General features: G+C 72.0%; 15 protein-coding genes. 9 read left to right on the top strand and 6 right to left on the bottom strand.

Annotated features, from left to right (window positions below):
• Nucleotides 1-198: 198 nt before the first annotated feature.
• From ACIBK1_RS27750 to ACIBK1_RS27740, 3 genes are read left to right on the top strand one after another with little or no spacing between them, the layout of a single operon-like run.
• A complete protein-coding gene (locus tag ACIBK1_RS27750; protein ID WP_030510735.1) occupies nt 199-732 on the top strand; it encodes a flavin reductase family protein in 534 nt (177 codons plus the stop codon).
• 32 nt (nt 733-764) lie between these two features.
• The gene (locus tag ACIBK1_RS27745) at nt 765-1,520 is read left to right on the top strand and encodes an SDR family oxidoreductase (protein ID WP_396738659.1); all 756 of its coding nucleotides are present in this window, start codon (nt 765-767) and stop codon (nt 1,518-1,520) included.
• A 10-nt stretch (nt 1,521-1,530) separates the two neighbouring features.
• Complete coding sequence (locus ACIBK1_RS27740; protein WP_051762257.1) at nt 1,531-2,022, top strand: TIGR00725 family protein; 492 nt, start codon at nt 1,531-1,533, stop codon at nt 2,020-2,022.
• Here ACIBK1_RS27740 and ACIBK1_RS27735 read toward each other — a convergent pair.
• From ACIBK1_RS27735 to ACIBK1_RS27725, 3 genes are all read right to left on the bottom strand, one after another.
• A complete protein-coding gene (locus ACIBK1_RS27735; RefSeq protein WP_396738657.1) occupies nt 2,012-2,836 on the bottom strand; it encodes a RimK family alpha-L-glutamate ligase in 825 nt (274 codons plus the stop codon). The two genes, ACIBK1_RS27740 and ACIBK1_RS27735, sit on opposite strands and share 11 nt — an antisense overlap.
• Before the next feature lie 46 nt (nt 2,837-2,882).
• Nucleotides 2,883-4,370, bottom strand: coding sequence for a glycoside hydrolase family 3 protein (locus tag ACIBK1_RS27730; protein WP_396738655.1), 1,488 nt, complete (start codon nt 4,368-4,370; stop codon nt 2,883-2,885).
• A gap of 92 nt (nt 4,371-4,462) precedes the next feature.
• Nucleotides 4,463-5,839: an alkaline phosphatase D family protein gene (locus ACIBK1_RS27725; protein ID WP_396720708.1), complete on the bottom strand. Its 1,377-nt coding sequence runs from the start codon at nt 5,837-5,839 to the stop codon at nt 4,463-4,465.
• A gap of 86 nt (nt 5,840-5,925) precedes the next feature.
• Here ACIBK1_RS27725 and ACIBK1_RS27720 point away from each other — a divergent pair, with 86 nt between their 5' ends.
• The gene (locus ACIBK1_RS27720) at nt 5,926-6,606 is read left to right on the top strand and encodes a TetR/AcrR family transcriptional regulator (protein WP_036408200.1); all 681 of its coding nucleotides are present in this window, start codon (nt 5,926-5,928) and stop codon (nt 6,604-6,606) included.
• Nucleotides 6,603-7,283, top strand: a complete 681-nt coding sequence (locus tag ACIBK1_RS27715) for a DNA alkylation repair protein (RefSeq protein ID WP_030510742.1) — start codon at nt 6,603-6,605, stop codon at nt 7,281-7,283. The genes ACIBK1_RS27720 and ACIBK1_RS27715 overlap by 4 nt, the downstream gene beginning before the upstream one ends.
• 4 nt (nt 7,284-7,287) lie before the next feature.
• On the opposite strand, the gene ACIBK1_RS27710 is transcribed toward ACIBK1_RS27715, so the two are convergent.
• Both ACIBK1_RS27710 and ACIBK1_RS27705 read right to left on the bottom strand, forming a co-directional pair.
• A complete protein-coding gene (locus ACIBK1_RS27710) occupies nt 7,288-7,944 on the bottom strand; it encodes a ThuA domain-containing protein (RefSeq protein ID WP_396738653.1) in 657 nt (218 codons plus the stop codon).
• A 74-nt stretch (nt 7,945-8,018) separates the two neighbouring features.
• Nucleotides 8,019-8,525, bottom strand: coding sequence for a MarR family winged helix-turn-helix transcriptional regulator (locus ACIBK1_RS27705; protein ID WP_396738651.1), 507 nt, complete (start codon nt 8,523-8,525; stop codon nt 8,019-8,021).
• A 76-nt stretch (nt 8,526-8,601) separates the two neighbouring features.
• On the opposite strand from ACIBK1_RS27705, the gene ACIBK1_RS27700 reads away from it, so the two are divergent.
• The 3 genes from ACIBK1_RS27700 to ACIBK1_RS27690 all read left to right on the top strand — a co-directional run bounded on the left by ACIBK1_RS27700 (nt 8,602) and on the right by ACIBK1_RS27690 (nt 14,049).
• Nucleotides 8,602-9,885: an amidohydrolase family protein gene (locus ACIBK1_RS27700; RefSeq protein ID WP_396738649.1), complete on the top strand. Its 1,284-nt coding sequence runs from the start codon at nt 8,602-8,604 to the stop codon at nt 9,883-9,885.
• Nucleotides 9,886-10,058: 173 nt separating this feature from the next.
• Complete coding sequence (locus ACIBK1_RS27695; RefSeq protein ID WP_396738647.1) at nt 10,059-12,323, top strand: serine/threonine-protein kinase; 2,265 nt, start codon at nt 10,059-10,061, stop codon at nt 12,321-12,323.
• Between the two features lie 391 nt (nt 12,324-12,714).
• Nucleotides 12,715-14,049 (top strand): cellulose binding domain-containing protein, encoded by a 1,335-nt coding sequence (locus ACIBK1_RS27690; protein ID WP_396738645.1) that lies wholly within the window; start codon nt 12,715-12,717, stop codon nt 14,047-14,049.
• A gap of 26 nt (nt 14,050-14,075) precedes the next feature.
• Here ACIBK1_RS27690 and ACIBK1_RS27685 read toward each other — a convergent pair whose 3' ends face one another.
• Entirely contained in the window at nt 14,076-14,714 is a 639-nt protein-coding gene (locus tag ACIBK1_RS27685) for an MMPL family transporter (protein WP_396738643.1), read from the bottom strand.
• Between the two features lie 80 nt (nt 14,715-14,794).
• Here ACIBK1_RS27685 and ACIBK1_RS27680 point away from each other — a divergent pair, with 80 nt between their 5' ends.
• Nucleotides 14,795-15,334, top strand: a complete 540-nt coding sequence (locus ACIBK1_RS27680) for a TetR/AcrR family transcriptional regulator (protein ID WP_076441052.1) — start codon at nt 14,795-14,797, stop codon at nt 15,332-15,334.
• The last annotated feature ends 103 nt before the right edge of the window (nt 15,335-15,437 follow it).

The following is a 15,437-nucleotide window of genomic DNA, read 5'->3' as shown; positions in this document are numbered from 1 at the left end:
GCTCCCCACGGACTCCGTGCGAATGAACGAGGTCTCGACCCCAACCCTCGCCGGGGTCGAGGTCTCGCGCCGGGGCGGAGCGCGTCCTGGCGGGTCCCCCACGCCCGCCAGGACGCGCCACCGTTAGGCACGCACAGGGAATGCATCGGCTCCGGCCCTCCTTGACTTCATGGGGAGGCGACCGAGGAGGCACGTGCGATGAGCATCCCTGTGTCCCGGAGGGTCGGCCCTGACGGCGCCAGGAGGATTCCGGCCGTCAATCCCCAGCACTTCAGGAACGTCCTCGGCAGGTACGCCACCGGCGTCGTGGCCGTCACCGCGATCGCCCCGGAGACCGGGGAGCCGTGCGGCCTGGCCGTCAACTCCTTCACGTCCGTGAGCCTCGATCCGCCGCTGGTGTCGTTCTGCGTCTCGCGGGACAGCACGAGCTGGCCGCGGCTGAGGGCCGCGACCGCCCTGTGCGTCAACGTGCTCGCCGACCACCAGCGGCAGGTGTGCGATCAGCTCGCCGCGAAGGGCGGGGACAAGTTCGGCGGGCTGTCGTGGGCCCTGTCCCCCGGCGGCGCGCCCGTGCTGGACGGCGCGCTCGCCTGGATCGACTGCACCGTGGACGCGGAGCACCCGGCCGGCGACCACGTGATCGTCGTCGCCCGGGTCACCGGGCTCGACCGCCACGACGACGGCGGCCCGCTGGTGTTCTTCCGCGGAGCGTACGGAGGCTTCCGGGCCTGACGCGGGAACCGACCGGTCGGTATGCTGCCCGTATGACTCTGTTCTCGGTGGAAGGCAAGACGGTCGTCGTCACGGGCGGGTCCCGGGGCATCGGGAAGATGATCGCGCGAGGGTTCCTCGACGCGGGCGCCACCGTCTACATCTCCTCGCGGAAGAAGGACGAGCTGGAGGCCACGGCCGCCGAGCTGGGCTGCCACGCCGTCCAGGCGGACCTGTCCACCCCCGACGGCGTCGAGACGCTGGCGCAGGCGGTGTCGGAGCGGGAGAGCCGGCTCGACGTGCTCGTCAACAACGCCGGGGCGAGCTGGGGCGCGCCGCTGGAGGAGTATCCGGAGCACGCGTTCGACAAGCTCTGGAACATCAACGTCAAGGGCGTCTTCTTCCTCACCCGCCGCTTCCTGCCCCTGCTGCGCGCCGCCGCGTCGCCCGACGACCCGGCCCGCGTGATCAACGTGGGGTCGATCGACGGGCTCCGGGTGCCGTTCATGGAGAACTACGCGTACTCGGCGGCCAAGGCGGGCGTCCACATGCTGACCCGGCATCTGGCCCGCCAGCTCGCCCCGGAGTCGATCACGGTCAACGCGATCGCGCCCGGGCCGTTCGAGTCGAAGATGATGGCCTTCGCGCTCGACGACCCCCAGATGCGCGGCGCGATCGAGAACAACGTCCCGCTGGGCCGCATCGGCAGGCCCGACGACATGGCCGGCGCGGCCGTTTTCCTGGCCTCCCGCGCGGGCTCCTACCTGACCGGCGCCGTGATCCCGGTCGACGGAGGCATCTCCGCCTAGATTCATGCGCATGTGGCAGGTGGCGGTGTGCGGGCCGGGCGAGTGCACTCCGCAGGAGGCCGAGGCGGCCCGCGCCGTGGGCCGCCTGCTTGCCGAGCGCGGCGCGGTCGTGCTGTGCGGCGGGTACGGCGGGGTGATGGCCGCCGCGGCGGCGGGCGCGCGGGAGGCCGGAGGCGTCGTGGTCGGCGTCCTGTCCGGCCGGGACCGCGCCGGGGCGAGCCCGGACCTCACCGTGGCCCTGCCCACCGGCCTGGGCGAGGCCCGCAACGCGCTGATCGTGCGGGCCGCCGACGCGGTGGTCGTCGTCGGCGGCTCCTGGGGCACGCTTTCCGAGCTGGCGCTCGCCCAGCGGGGCGGCACGCCCGTGATCGCCCTTGGCGGGTGGCGGGTCCTCGACGCCGAGGGCCGTCCCGTGCCCGGTCCGGTGGCCGCCGCCGATCCGGCCGACGCCGTACGGCTGGCGCTGGACGCCGCGGGAGGGGCGGGCCCGCTCAGCCCTTGAGCATCTCGGCGAGGGTCTCGGCGAACAGGTCGGGCGCGGCCAGTTCCTCCCGCAGGAACAGGTAGGGCTCGGTGAGCTCCAGCTCGATCAGGACCGGCTCGCCGTCCGGCATCCGCACCAGGTCCACCCGGGCGTACAGCAGGGTCTCCGGCACGGCGGCCAGGACCCGCTCGGCGAGGGCGAACTGGTCGTCGTCCGGGTCGCGCAGCGTGGCGCGGTTGTCCGCGGTCTCCGCCACCCCGGTGAGCATCGGGTGCCGCCGTACGGCGTGGCTGAACTGGCCGCCGAAGTACAGCAGCGACAGCTCCCCCTCCTGCTCGACCGACGGGATGTACGGCTGCACCATGACCGTGCGGCCCGCGGCGAGCAGCGTCACCGCGTGGCTCTGGGCGGCGGTCCGGTCCGCGGTGCGGATGGTGTCGCGCGCCCCCGCCGAGATGGCGGGCTTCACCACGTACTCGTCCCATTCGGGCAGGTCAGTGCCCGGCTCCGCCCAGTGGGTGGGGACGGTGGGCACACCGAGCGTGCGCAGGTAGGTCTTGTCGGTGTTCCACTCGATCACCCTCGCCGGGTTGAACAACCGCGTCGCCGACTCCACCCGGTGCGCCCAGGCGACGAACTCGTCACGGTGCAGGATGTAGTCCCAGGGGGAGCGGACCACGGCCGCGTCGAAGTCCGACCAGTCGACGCGGGGATCCTTCCAGTTCACCGGCGAGCCCTCGATGCCGGCCCCGAGCCAGGCGGTGAGGGCGATCTCCCGCTCGTCGTCCTGCTCGGCGGCAGGATGGTCCGTGGTGACGTAGGCGACCTTCATTACGCTCCCGTTCGCATGTCAGCAGTGACCAATGCTATGGGCAGTGTCAGGCGAGGCCGGCGAGCACCTCGGCCGCCGCCTGACCGCAGACTCGGGCGGCGCCGTGCGTGGCGATGTGCACCGCGCCCAGGTCCCTGCGGCCCGGCAGCCCCATCTCGACCACGACGCCGTCCGGCCGGGCGGCCAGCAGGCGCTCCAGCAGGTCCGTCTGCCACGGGTGCCGGTGGGCGTCCCGCACCACGATCACGAGCGGCCGGTCGGCGGCCTGGCGCAGCACCGTGCCGGCGACCTCGTTGTGGACGTCGTCCTGCCGCAGCCGGGCGACCGTGGTGCCGGGCAGCAGCTTGCTCAGCGGCTCCCCCGCACCCCACGGCATGCCCTTGTCGATCGCGAGGCTGGTCTCCGGCGCCAGCTCCAGCACGTGCGGGGCGGCGGCCAGCGGCAGCAGGCCGCCCGCGCCGCGCCGGGTCACCCGTACGGCCCGGCGGGCGGCGACCAGCCCGACCTCGTCCCGTACGTCGTCCACGGGCGGGGCCTGGGCCTGCCATGCGGTCAGTGCGCGCACCCGCGTGGCGGCGTCGGCGAGCCGCTCCTCCGGCAGCCTGCCCTCGGTCACCGCGTCCGCCACCGCGTCGCGGATGTGCTCGTAGGTCGCCTCGTCGGCGTTCTCCCCGCCCACGCAGACCGCGTCGGCCCCGGCCGCCACCGCCATCGCGCTCGCGCCGCCCAGGCCGTACCGGCCCGAGACGGCGGCCATCTCGATGCCGTCGGTGACGACGAGGCCGTCGAAGCCCAGCTCCTCCCGCAGCAGGCCGGTGAGGACGCGGGGACTGAGCGTCGCGGGCAGTTCCTCGTCGTACGCCGTGACCAGCAGGTGGCCGGTCATGATCGAGCGCACGCCCTCGCCGATGGCCACCCGGAACGGCTCCAGCTCGACCTCGGCCAGCTCGTCGCGGGAGGCCGTGACGCGCGGCACGCCGTGGTGGGAGTCGACCGACGTGTCGCCGTGCCCGGGGAAGTGCTTGGCGCAGGCCGCCACGCCGGTGGACTGCAGGCCGCGGATCCAGGCGGCCGTGTGCCGCGCGACGAGCACTGGATCGGCGCCGAAGGACCGCAGGCCGATGACCGGGTTGTCCGGATTGGAGTTGACGTCGGCGGCCGGGGCGAAGTCGATGTTCACCCCCGCCGCCCGCAGGTCGCGCCCGATGTCGCGGGCCACCCGCTCAGTCAGCTCCACGTCGTCCACGACGCCGAGGGCGTAGTTGCCCGGCCGCGAGCTGCCCGTGCGGGCCTCCAGCCTCGTCACCTCCCCCGCCTCCTCGTCGATGCCGATCAGGATCTCGGGATTGTCCGCGCGCAGGGCCGAGGTGAGCGCGGCGAGCTGGGCGGGGGTGTCGACGTTCCGGGAGAACAGCACCACACCGGCGAGCCCGCAGGCGAGCCGCCGCCGCACCCAGTCGGGAGCGGTGGTCCCGATGAAGCCGGGCAACAGGACCGTGTCGGCCAGACGGAGCAGGTCAGGGCTTCGCTTCATGCTGCGCCCGCAGGGCATCGCTCAGGCATGCCCCGCAATCTAATAGGAAAGTTTCCTATTTGCTAGGGGGCAGACCTCGGTTGTCGCCCCGATCACACGTCCGTGCGGTGGAGCCTGTTCTCCTTCACCTCGAAGCCGGCGATGGTCGTCAGCGGCGCGCCGGGACGGTCGACGAAGGCCACGGCCCGGTAGTCCGCGCGGAAGTTCTCCATGTCCGCCACGCAGGACACGTAGCCGTGGCGGCTGTCGAAGAACGCGATGTGTGGGTTCAGCGAGAGGATTCCGCTGGCGTCGGTGATGCCCGGCATGCTCGTCACCGACGGCCCGACGAACTCGACCCCGAGGGCGCGGGAGGCCGGATCCGCCCAGTCCGCCCGCACGTCGCAGGCGTACGCGCTGTGCACGTCGCCGCTCAGCACGACCAGCCCGTCGGGGGCGGCGGCGAGCACGCGGGCGCGCGAGTCCGGGTAGCCGTCCCAGGCGTCGGCGCTGACGGGTTCGAGGGGGAACGTGCGCCGGGAGAAGAAGACCGCCTGCGCGAGCACCTTCCACCGGGCCGTCGATCCGTGCAGCCGGTCCTTCAGCCACTTCTCCTGCTCGGCGCCGAGCATGTCGCGCCCCTCGCGATACTGGCGGGTGTCGGCGAGCATGAAGTCGGCCACCCGGCCGTACGGCCGCCGACGGTAGTTCTGCAGGGCGGAGCCGGACGGGTGGACGCGCAGCGGCTGGTGCTCGTAGTAGGCCTTGAACGCGGCGGTCCTGCGCTTGAGGAAGGCGGCGGGGCTGCCGCCGTCGCCGGGCAGCGCGCCCGCCCAGTTGTCGCGGACCTCGTGGTCGTCGGGGATGGCGACCCACGGCGCGGCGGCGTGGGCGGCCTGCAGGTCCGGGTCCATCTTGTAGCGGGCGTAGCGGTTGCGGTAGGCGCCGAGCGTCGTGCACTCGGCCGTCGACTCGAGCGGGCGTACCCAGCGGCCCGGCTTGGGGTTCTTCGGCTTGCCGTACTCGTAGATGTAGTCGCCGAGGTGGAGGACCAGGTCGGGGCGCTCGGCGGCGAGGTGGCGCAGCGCGGTGAAGTAGCCGTGCTCGTAACGCTGGCAGGAGACGAAGCAGAACCGGACGGGGGCGGTCGAGTCCGCGCCGGGCGCGGTCCTGGTGCGGCCCACCGGGCTGACGTGCCCCTCGATGGAGAAGCGGTAGAAGTAGTCGGCCGCGGGCCGCAGCCCGGAGACCCGCACGTGCACGCTGTGCGCCCAATCCGGCTGCGCGGGCGCGGCGCCCGACTGGATCACCTTCGTGAACGCCTCGTCCTCGGCGAGCTCCCACCGTACGCTCATCGCCCGGTTGGGCATGCCGCCGGGCTGTGTCGGATGCAGTGGCTCGGGGGCCAGACGGGTCCACAGGATCACGCCGTCGGGTAACGGCTCGCCTGACGCCACCCCCAAGGTGAACGGATACCCCATTTTCGCCATGAGTTCGATCCTGCCCTACCGATCCGATCCATGCGGGAAGGTCGGGCGAGGCGAGAATGTGAACAAGCTCTTGCTCGACGGCCATAATGGGAGCCGTGAACCAGCGTAAGGACTCCGGCGGCACGGCCGCGCCGGTCAAGGCGAAGCGGGGGACGGCGGGTTCGGCGTCCGAACGGCGCGACCACCTCGTCAAGCTCGCCGCCGAGTTGTTCGCACGCAAGGGCTTCCAGGCCACCACCGTCCGGGAGATCGCGCTGGAGGCCGGCATCCTGTCCGGCAGCCTCTACCACCACTTCGACTCCAAGGAGACGATCGTCGACGAGGTGCTGCGCACCTTCCTCGAGGATCTGATCACCCGCTACCGCGCGGCGCTGGGCACGCACCCCGACCCGCGCTCGATCCTGGCGGAGATGGTCCGCATCGGCTTCGGCACGCTGGAGGACCACCGGGCGGCCATCACCGTCATGCAGAACGACTGGAACTATCTGCGCTCGCTGCCCGGCGACCGGTTCGACTACCTGGTGCGGGCCGAGGACGAGGTCGAGCGCATGTGGGTGGAGCAGATCACGAGCGGCCAGGCGGCCGGCCAGTTCCGCCCCGACGTCGATCCCAAGCTCACCTACCGGATGATCCGCGACACGATCTGGGTGACCGTGCGCTGGTTCCGCCCCGGCGGCAGGCTCGACACCGACGCCCTGGCCGACCACTTCGTCAAGCTGCTGTTCGACGGCCTGGCGACCGGCGAGCGGGCGAGCCAGCCGTCATGACGCTACTCAAGGCCGTACGGCTCGCGCTGACCGAGCTGGCCGACCCCGCGCGCGCCGAGGGCATGCGTTCGTACATGAAGTCGGAGATGCCCTTCCTCGGGGTGACGGCCGTGCCGCGGCGGGCCGCGCTGCGCAAGGTCTTCGCCGAGCACCGGCTCGACAGCGCCCCCGAGTGGCGCAGAGCGGTGCTGGCGCTGTGGCGCGAGGCGGAATACCGCGAGGAGCGCTACGCCGCCATCGAGCTGTCCGCGCACCGCTTCTACCGGTCCTGGCAGACGCTCTACACGATCCCCATGTACGAGGAGATGATCGTCACCGGGGCGTGGTGGGACCTGGTGGACGACATCGCCGTGCACCGGATCGGCACGCTGCTGCGGCTGTATCCCGAGAGCATGCGCCGCATGGTGCTGGAGTGGGCGCACGACCCTGACCTGTGGAAGCGGCGCACCGCCATCCTGTGCCAGAACTCCTTCAAGGACAGCACCGACGTCCATCTGCTCTACGCCTGCATCGAGCCGAGCCTGTCGGACACCGACTTCTTCGCCCGTAAGGCGATCGGCTGGGCGCTGCGGGAGTACGCGAAGACCAACCCGCAGGAGGTGCTCCGTTACGTGAAGCACCAGGGCATCAGCGGGCTGAGCCGCCGCGAGGCGCTGCGCAACATCCCCGGCGCGTAGGGAGTCAGTCCGCCAGGAGCCACCGCGCCGCCCGCCGGAGCAGGGCGCGGCGCACCGGGTTCTCGTACGACCGGGTGTCGTGGCCGAGCGCGTCGTACACGACTCTGCCGCCCGCCACGGTTCGCGCCCACAACAGCGGCTGGTCTCCGCAGTACGCCAGCGGCTCCACGCCGGGCAGGACGTCGAGGTCGGTGTAGACCTCGTCGGTCACCTCGAAGCCGCTCAGGCCGTCGACGATCGGGTGACCGTCGCCGAGCCGGATCTTGGCCGGGCCGATCGGAGGGTGGTACGACCGGCCCCACCTCCAGGCGCCGCCCAGGATCTCGGCCCACTCGGGCCAGTCGTCGAAGCACAGCGAGGCGGTGTGCACGGCCAGCAGCCCGCCGCCCCTCGCGAGGTGATCGAGCACCGTCCGCCTGACGGAGTCCGGCGTCTCGAAACGCCAGCGGTCCCGCTCCTCCGCGAAGTCGCCGCCGTCCATCCTCCATCGGAACGCGTTGACGGTGATCAGGCCGTCCGGCGGAGGCGCGGCCAGGGCCCCGGAGACGTCCTCGGTGATCTCCGACTCGACGCCGATCTCGGCGAGCACGTCCGCGAGGGCGGCCGAGGTGGCCGGGAAGTCGTGGGCCACTCCCCCGGACACGATGAGGTTGCGCGGCATGACAAGCACCTTAGGCCCGGCTCCGGTGCGCCGGATCGCGAGGGCCCGTACCGCCCGGGAACGCCACCGGCGGGTCAGGGGCAGGCGCGGTCGCCCAGCGCGAGCAGGACGTCCCTGAGCTGGTCGGCCAGGGCACGCGCGGCCGGTTCCGGCACGTCGGCCAGCAGTTCCCGGTGCATCTCTGTCGTGGCCAGCGACAGCTCCTCGGCCTTCTCGACGCCGAGCGGCGTGAGCCGGACCCAGGAGCTGCGCCCGTCCGCCGGATCGGGCTCCCGCTCCACCAGCCCCGCGGCGACCAGCCGCTGCAGGATGTTGCTCGTCCCCCCGGTCGTGAGCATCAGGTGGGAGGCGAGCCTGCTCGGCTTGAGCCGGTACGGCCGGCCGGCCCTGCGGAGGGTGGCGAGCACGTCGAACTCCGCGTACGTCAGGCCGTGACGGCCGAGCACCGCCTGCGTGACCTCCTCGATGCGGGCCTTGAGCCGGCTGACGCGCTTGACGATCTCCAACTGGACGGTGGCCGCCTCCGGCAGTTCGGCCCGCCACCCGTCGATCATCTCGTCGACCCGGTCCCGCTGTCGCATGGGGTTGAGCCTAGTCCCTCACCCTGATAGCTTTTTGAAAAGCTTTAGCAAAAGCATTCTCAAAAGAGGTTCTCCCATGAAAACGATCATCGTCAACGGCACCGTCGTCGACACGGAACCGCGTCCGCACGTCGTGCCGGACGCGGCCGTCGTCGTCGAGGACGGCGTCATCGTGTCGGTGGGCCCGCGGCCGGACGACCCGGCGAAGGGCACCGAGATCATCGACGCAAGGGGCGGCATCGTGCTCCCCGGCTTCGTGGACACCCACCGTCATGTCTGGCAGAGCGTGCTGCGCGGCATCGCGGCCGACGCGACGCTCGGCGCCTACCTCGACCTCGTCCTCGGCACCCTCACCCCGGCGTTCCGCGCGGAGGACGTGTACGCCGCCAACCTCTGGGGCGCGATCGAGGCGCTCGACGCCGGTGTCACCACCGTCTACGACTGGTCGCACATCCAGCTCACCCCCGGCCACACCGACGCGGCCGTGGAGGCCTTGAGCGAGTCCGGCGTACGGGCGGTCTTCGGGTACGCCCATCGGGGAACGGGCGACGCCGACCGCACCGAGGACGAGGTGCGGCGGGTCCGCTCGGCGCTCCTGCCGTCCGACGACGGCCTGGTCACCCCCGCCTTGGCCGCCTGGGGCCCGGTCTACGGCTCGGTCGAGGCGGCGCGGGCCGACTGGGCACTCGCCCGCGACCTCGGCCTGCGCATCAGTCTGCACGCCACCGGCGCGGGCCCGGTCGAACGGCTGCACGACGCCGGCCTGCTCGGCCCCGACGTGCTGTTCGTGCACTGCAACGGCATCCCGGACGAGTCGCTGAAGCTGGTCGCCGGCAGCGGCGGCACCGCCTCGGTGGCCCCGGCGGTGGAGTCGCAGATGGGGCACGGCCACCCCGAGACCGGCAGGCTGAGCTCGTTCGGCATCGCGACGGGACTCGGCGTGGACACGGTCACCGACGTCCCCGGCGACATGTTCTCGGTGATGCGCGCGGCGTTCGCCGCCGGACGCGCCGGGCAGGCGGCGCCGGAGCTCACCGCGTCCGACGTGCTCGGCATGGCGACGATCGAGGGCGCGGCCGCGATCGGGATGGACCGCAGGATCGGCTCGCTGCGCCCCGGCAAGCAGGCCGACATCGTGATCCTGGACGCCGGAGCCCCCGGCCTCGCGCCCGTGCACGACCCGGTCGCCGCGGTCGTCACGGCGGCCGGCACCGCCGCCGTGGACACGGTGCTGGTCGGCGGGCGGATCGTCAAGCGCGGGGGCCGCCTGGTGAGCGCCGACGTGGACCGCGCCCGCGACCTCGCCGTACGCGCGGCCCGCCACGTGACCACGCAGGCCAGGACTACATCCGCAAGGTGACTTTTTTGCTCCGGTGACAACCGCCCTTTCGGATGAGACCTTGAGTCAGGGCCAGGAAGTGTCTGGCAGATGCCGCCGTCGCGAGCGACGGGTGGGGCGGCAACGCAGCGAGGCGCCGCCTGCGCGGCAGGGCTTGAGTGGTCAGAGACGACCTGATCCGAGGGGGCGGCGTCATGAACGCCTGGTCGGTACCGGGCTACCGCGAGGTGCGTGAACTCGGCGCGGGCGGCGCCGGGCGGGTCGTGCTGGCGACCTACGTGACCACCGGCGCCTACGTCGCGATCAAGTACCTGCGCGAGGAGCTGCGGCAGGATCGGCGTTTCCTCGCCGGGTTCCGGCACGAGGCCCGGATCATGGTGGAGCTGAACGATCCCAGCATCGTGCGCCTGTACGAGTACGTCGAGGCCCGCGAGGGCGCGGCGATCGTCATGGAACTCGTCGACGGGGTCTCGCTGCGCAGGATCCTCGGCGAGCACGGCTCGACCAGCCCGGAGGCGGCGCTGGTCGTGCTGAAGGGCTCGCTGGCGGGCCTGTCGGCCGCGCACGCCGCGGGCATCGTGCACCGGGACTACAAACCGGAGAACGTGCTGATCCAGGCCGACGGCAACAGCAAGCTGTCGGACTTCGGCATCGCGACGCCCAGCGGCTCGCCGGAGACCCCCGCGGGCACGCCTCCCTACATGGCCCCCGAGCAGTGGTACGGCGGGCCCGCCGGTCCGGCCGCCGACGTCTACGCCGCCACCTGCGTCTTCTACGAGTGCCTCACCGGGCGCCGGCCATATCGGGCCGACGACCTGACGGCGCTGCGCATGCTGCACCGCAGCGCCCCCATCCCCGCGACCGACGTGCCCGGCTCGGTGCGGGGCCTCGTCACACGCGGCATGGCCAAGAACCCGGCGGACCGGCCGCCCACCGCACGGGCGTTCATGGCCGACCTGGAGACCGCCGCGACCGCCGCGTACGGGTCCGACTGGGAGCAGCGGGGCCGCCGGCACCTGGCCGAACTCGCCACCCTGCTGGCCCTGACGTTTCCCCTGGCCGCCCCGGCCGAGCCGGTCGAGGCGTCCACGTCCTTGGCCAAGACCGTGCTGTCCGAGCGGCTGTCGCGCTTCGCGCCCCGGTTCGCCATCGGCGCGGCCGTGCTGTCGGCCGTCGTGATCGCGGCGGTGGTCGCGGCCAACAGGCAGACCCCGATGGCTCGGGACACCCTGCTCACCCCGCCGCCGCACAGCGCCCCGGCGGCGCTTCCCCCGCCTGCCGTGCCCGGCGAGGCAGCACCCGGTGAGACGGCGCCGGACAAGTCGTCGGATGCCGCCTCAGGGCCGTCTGATGCGGGACCGGACGCTGCAGGACCGTCCGATGCGGGGCCGGACACTGCGGGACCGGACACTGCGGGACCGGACACTGCGGGACCGGACACTGCGGGATCCTCCGGTGCGGGTCCGGACGAGAACGCCGGGACGACGCCGCCCGACCTGTCCGGCACGCCGGTGTCATCGGTGTCCACCGGGCCGGCCGTGCCGCCGGGACCTTCCGGCCCGGGGAGCGCCACTCCCTCCCACATGGGCGCGACCGCGTCGCCGTCGCCTGCGCGGGTGACCGATCTCGGCATCGCGGAGTTCGACGGCCAGGCGGTCACGGCCGACGTACGGGCGAGCACCACGGCCAGGGTCCTGCTCACCGCGCGTTTCGCCTCCGGGCCTTCGCCGGACGCGCTGGCCGCCGCGCCCGCGCAGACGGTCGGGTTGCGGGGCGCGACGTCCTATCACATCGGGCTGCAGCAGCCCTTCCCCTCCCCGGCCTGCGGCACCGTCGTCTATCGGCGGGTCGAGGTGTCCACGGTCCCCGCCGCGCAGGGAGGCACCCGTACGCGCACGCGGAGGCTCACCGGGCCGCCCTGCCCGGCCCCCGCGGTCGAGGGCGTGGCGATCGACGACTGGGACGGCAGGACGGCGGCCCTGACGGTGCGGACCTCCGGCAGGGGCCCGGTCAGGGTCTCCAGCGTCTTCACCCGCGACGGCCGCGAGGCGACAGCCGACACCCGCACGCTCTCGGGCCGCACGTCCTACTCGTTCACGGTTGCCGCCGGCCTCGGCGTCGTGGAGTGCGGGAAGAGGGCCGTGTTCGGGGTGCGCGTCACGACCGAGCCGGCCGATCCCGGCGGGCCCCGCCGGGCCGAGGTGCGGGTCGCCGGTCCCCGGTGCCCGAAGCCGCAGGAATCGCCCTCGGAACCGGCGCAGGAGAGTCCGGGCCCGGCGAAGGAGAGTCCGGGCCCGGCGAAGGACCCGGGCCCGGCGACGAGCCCCGAGCCGCCCGCGTCCCGCAGCCCCGAACCGAAGGATCCGGAGCCGCACAGTCCCGAACCGCGCAGTCCCGAATCGCACAGTTCCGACTTGCGCAGTCCCGAGTTGCGCAGTGCCGGAGCGCACAGCGCGTGATCACACAGTGCCGGATCAGACAGCGCCGGATCACGCAGTCCCGAACCGCAGGCGTCACCGGCGACGAGGAACTCATGATCCACGTTCCGGGCCGCTCGGCCCGGGGGCCGAAGAGCCTCGACCCGCAGGACGGCCGGTGAGCTCCTGAGCCTGCGACCACGAGCAGGCAAGTGAAATATTCACCGCCGTCCTGACGGCGGGTCTTCCGGGCGTGTCCCGAAGCGCCTGCTCACCCGGAGATTCCGCGGCACGAGGAAAACAGCCGATATATCAAGTTCCTTGACATAGCGCTTTGTGCCGGGATTGACTCCCGACTCCAGGAACGCACCACCCGTCGACATCGGCGTCCTGAAGATGTTAGCGATAACACCTTGTCGAGAGGGAAAAGCCCGTGCGACTTGACAGTTCTTTCCGCCGACGGCCGAGGCTGGCGGCTGCCGCCGCCGTGCTGCTGACGACCGGCGTCACGGTGACGGCGGCCCATGTCGCGTCGGCGGCCACGGCCGGATGCGAGGTCGACTACACGGTGACCAGCGAGTGGCCCGGCGGCTTCGGCGCAAGCGTCCGCGTTCGCAACCTCGGCGACGCGATCAACGGATGGAGGCTGACCTGGTCGTTCCCGGCCGGGCAGGCCGTCACCCAGCTGTGGAACGGCTCCTTCACCCAGTCCGGCGCGCAGGTCACGGTCACCAACGCCTCCTACAACGGCGCTATCCCCGGTGGCGGCGGCGCCGACTTCGGGTTCAACGGGAGCTGGAACGGCTCCAACCCGGTGCCGGCGAGCTTCGCCCTCAACGGCGTGACCTGCACCGGCGACGTCGCCTCCCCGTCTCCCACCCCGTCTCCCACTCTCTCGCCCTCGCCGTCTCCCTCCCCCACGCCTTCTCCCACGCATTCGCCCTCGCCGAGCCCCAGTCCCTCCCCGAGCGCCAGTCCCACGCCGCCGAACCGGCCCGCCATCGAGAACAACTTCCCGGTGACGCGGGAGGGCGCGTACGGCACCAACCGCTACACGGTGTTCCGGCCGTCGAACCCCTCGGCCGTGGGGCGTGCCATGCCGGTGCTGGTCTTCGGCAACGGGGCCTGCGCGCACACCAACGGAAGCGAGGTGATCCAGGCGCTGACGTTCATCGCGGCCCGCGGGTTCGTCGTGGTGGACACCGCGTCGGTCGACGGCTCGTCGAACGGGGTGCAGAGCGGGTCCCCGATCCCGTCGCTTCTCACCGACGGCATCAGCTGGGCCGAGCGGGAGAACGCCCGCGCCGGCTCGCCGCTCTACCAGCGCCTCGACCTGTCCAGGGTCGCCACGGCCGGGCACTCCTGCGGCGGGCTGGAGGCACTGATCGCCGGCCAGGACCGGCGGGTCAAGAGCGTCGTCTCGCTGGACAGCGGGCTGTTCGCCGACGGCTCGTTCGGATACTCACGCGCTGAACTGTCCAAGCTGCACACCCCGGTGATGTTCCTGGACGGCGGGCCCTCCGACATCGCCTACGACAACAGCCGGGCCAACTACGACCTGACCCAGGTGCCGGCCGTGCTGGCCGAGCAGTCGCAGGCCGGTCACGTCGGGTTCATCACCGGCGCCCAGATGAGCGAGGGCATGACCGCAGTGGTCCAGTTCCTGGACATGACGCTCAACGACAACGCCACCGCGCGGTCGTACATCCTGGGATCCTCGGGCCTCGCGTCCAGGGCCTTCTGGACGGTCCGCAGCAAGAACTTCTGATCCCGTACGCCGATCGGGCGACCGCGTCAGGCGCGGGCGTGCCTGCCCACGCCGACCGGTTCTGGCTCCGCCTCGGCGGGTCCGCCGTCCTCCTCGTGGCCCTCGATCGACAGGTTCGGCAGGATCCGGTCGAGCCAGCGTGGGATCCACCAGTTGAGCCGGTCGAGCAGCACCATCGTGGCGGGCACGAGGAAGCCCCTGATGAGGGTCGCGTCGACGGCGACGGCCACGGCCAGCCCGACTCCGAACACCTTGACCAGAGGGTCGGGGTAGGCGATGAACGCGGTGAACACCGCCACCATGATCAGGGCGGCCGAGGTGATGACGCGGCCGGTGGACCCCAGTCCCTCGGCCACCGCGCTCCGGTTGTCCCCGCTGCGCGCGTAGGCCTGCCGTACGGAGGTCAGCAGGAAGACCTCGTAGTCCATCGACAGGCCGAACAGCACGGCGAACAGCATGAGCGGCACGTACGTGTCGATGGGCACGGAGAAGAACAACGTGGCGAGGTGGGACCCCTCGGCCGAGGGCGGGGGGTCCATGCCGACCAGGCGACTGCCCAGGCCCTGGGAGAACACCACGGCGAGGGCGCCGAAGGCGGCGCCCAGCGAGACGAGGTTCATCGCCGCCGCCTTGATCGCCGTCCGTCCCGGATAGCATGTCCTCACACGACCGTCCTGTACGGCCGTACAAAACGAGGGTAAAAGGAATTGAGCGGCGCGCGAACGGCGCGGCCGGAATTGAGACGATGACCACACTCGATCAGGGCAACGCGACCCGCTCCCGAATTCTGGCCGCGGCCCGCGAATTGTTCGCCGAGCGGGGATACGCCGCCGTGTCGCTCGCCGACATCGCCGCGGCGGTCGGCCTGACGAAGACGGCGGTCGCCTACCACTTCCACCCCAAGGACCGGCTGGCGACCGAGATCATCGCCCCGGCCGCTGACGACCTGCTCGCGCTGCTCGGCAGCGAGTTCTCCGGCCACCGGGAGTTCCTGCGTTCTTTCACCGCGTTCGCCGTGCGGCACCGGGCGGTGATCCGGCTGCTCACCGAGGACATCGGCGGCGCCGACAGCGCCCCTCCCGGATCTCCCGGCGAGGCGATCAGGGAGTTCGGCCGGGAGCTGTTCCTCCGCCTGGCAGGCCCCGATCCCTCCCCCGGCACCCGGGTACGCGCCTGGGCCGCCCTCGGCGCGGTGCAGTCCGGTGTGGTGAAGACGACGGACGTGCCCGCCGAGGTGGTCGAGGAGACGCTGACCGCCGCCGCCGTGGCCGTGTTCGAATCTTGATATACCTATCCCCTTGCGATCACGCTCGGAGAGCGTCACATTTCGTGTGAACGTTCAACCTTTCCGCCGCGTCCTAGGTGACACCAGCGGGACCGATGCGAAG

The sequence above is a fragment of the Microbispora rosea genome, assembly GCF_044460045.1.
Lineage (GTDB): Bacteria > Actinomycetota > Actinomycetes > Streptosporangiales > Streptosporangiaceae > Microbispora > Microbispora rosea.
Note: the sequence above shows the minus strand (reverse complement) of the source record. Positions and strands in the feature narration are given on the sequence as shown.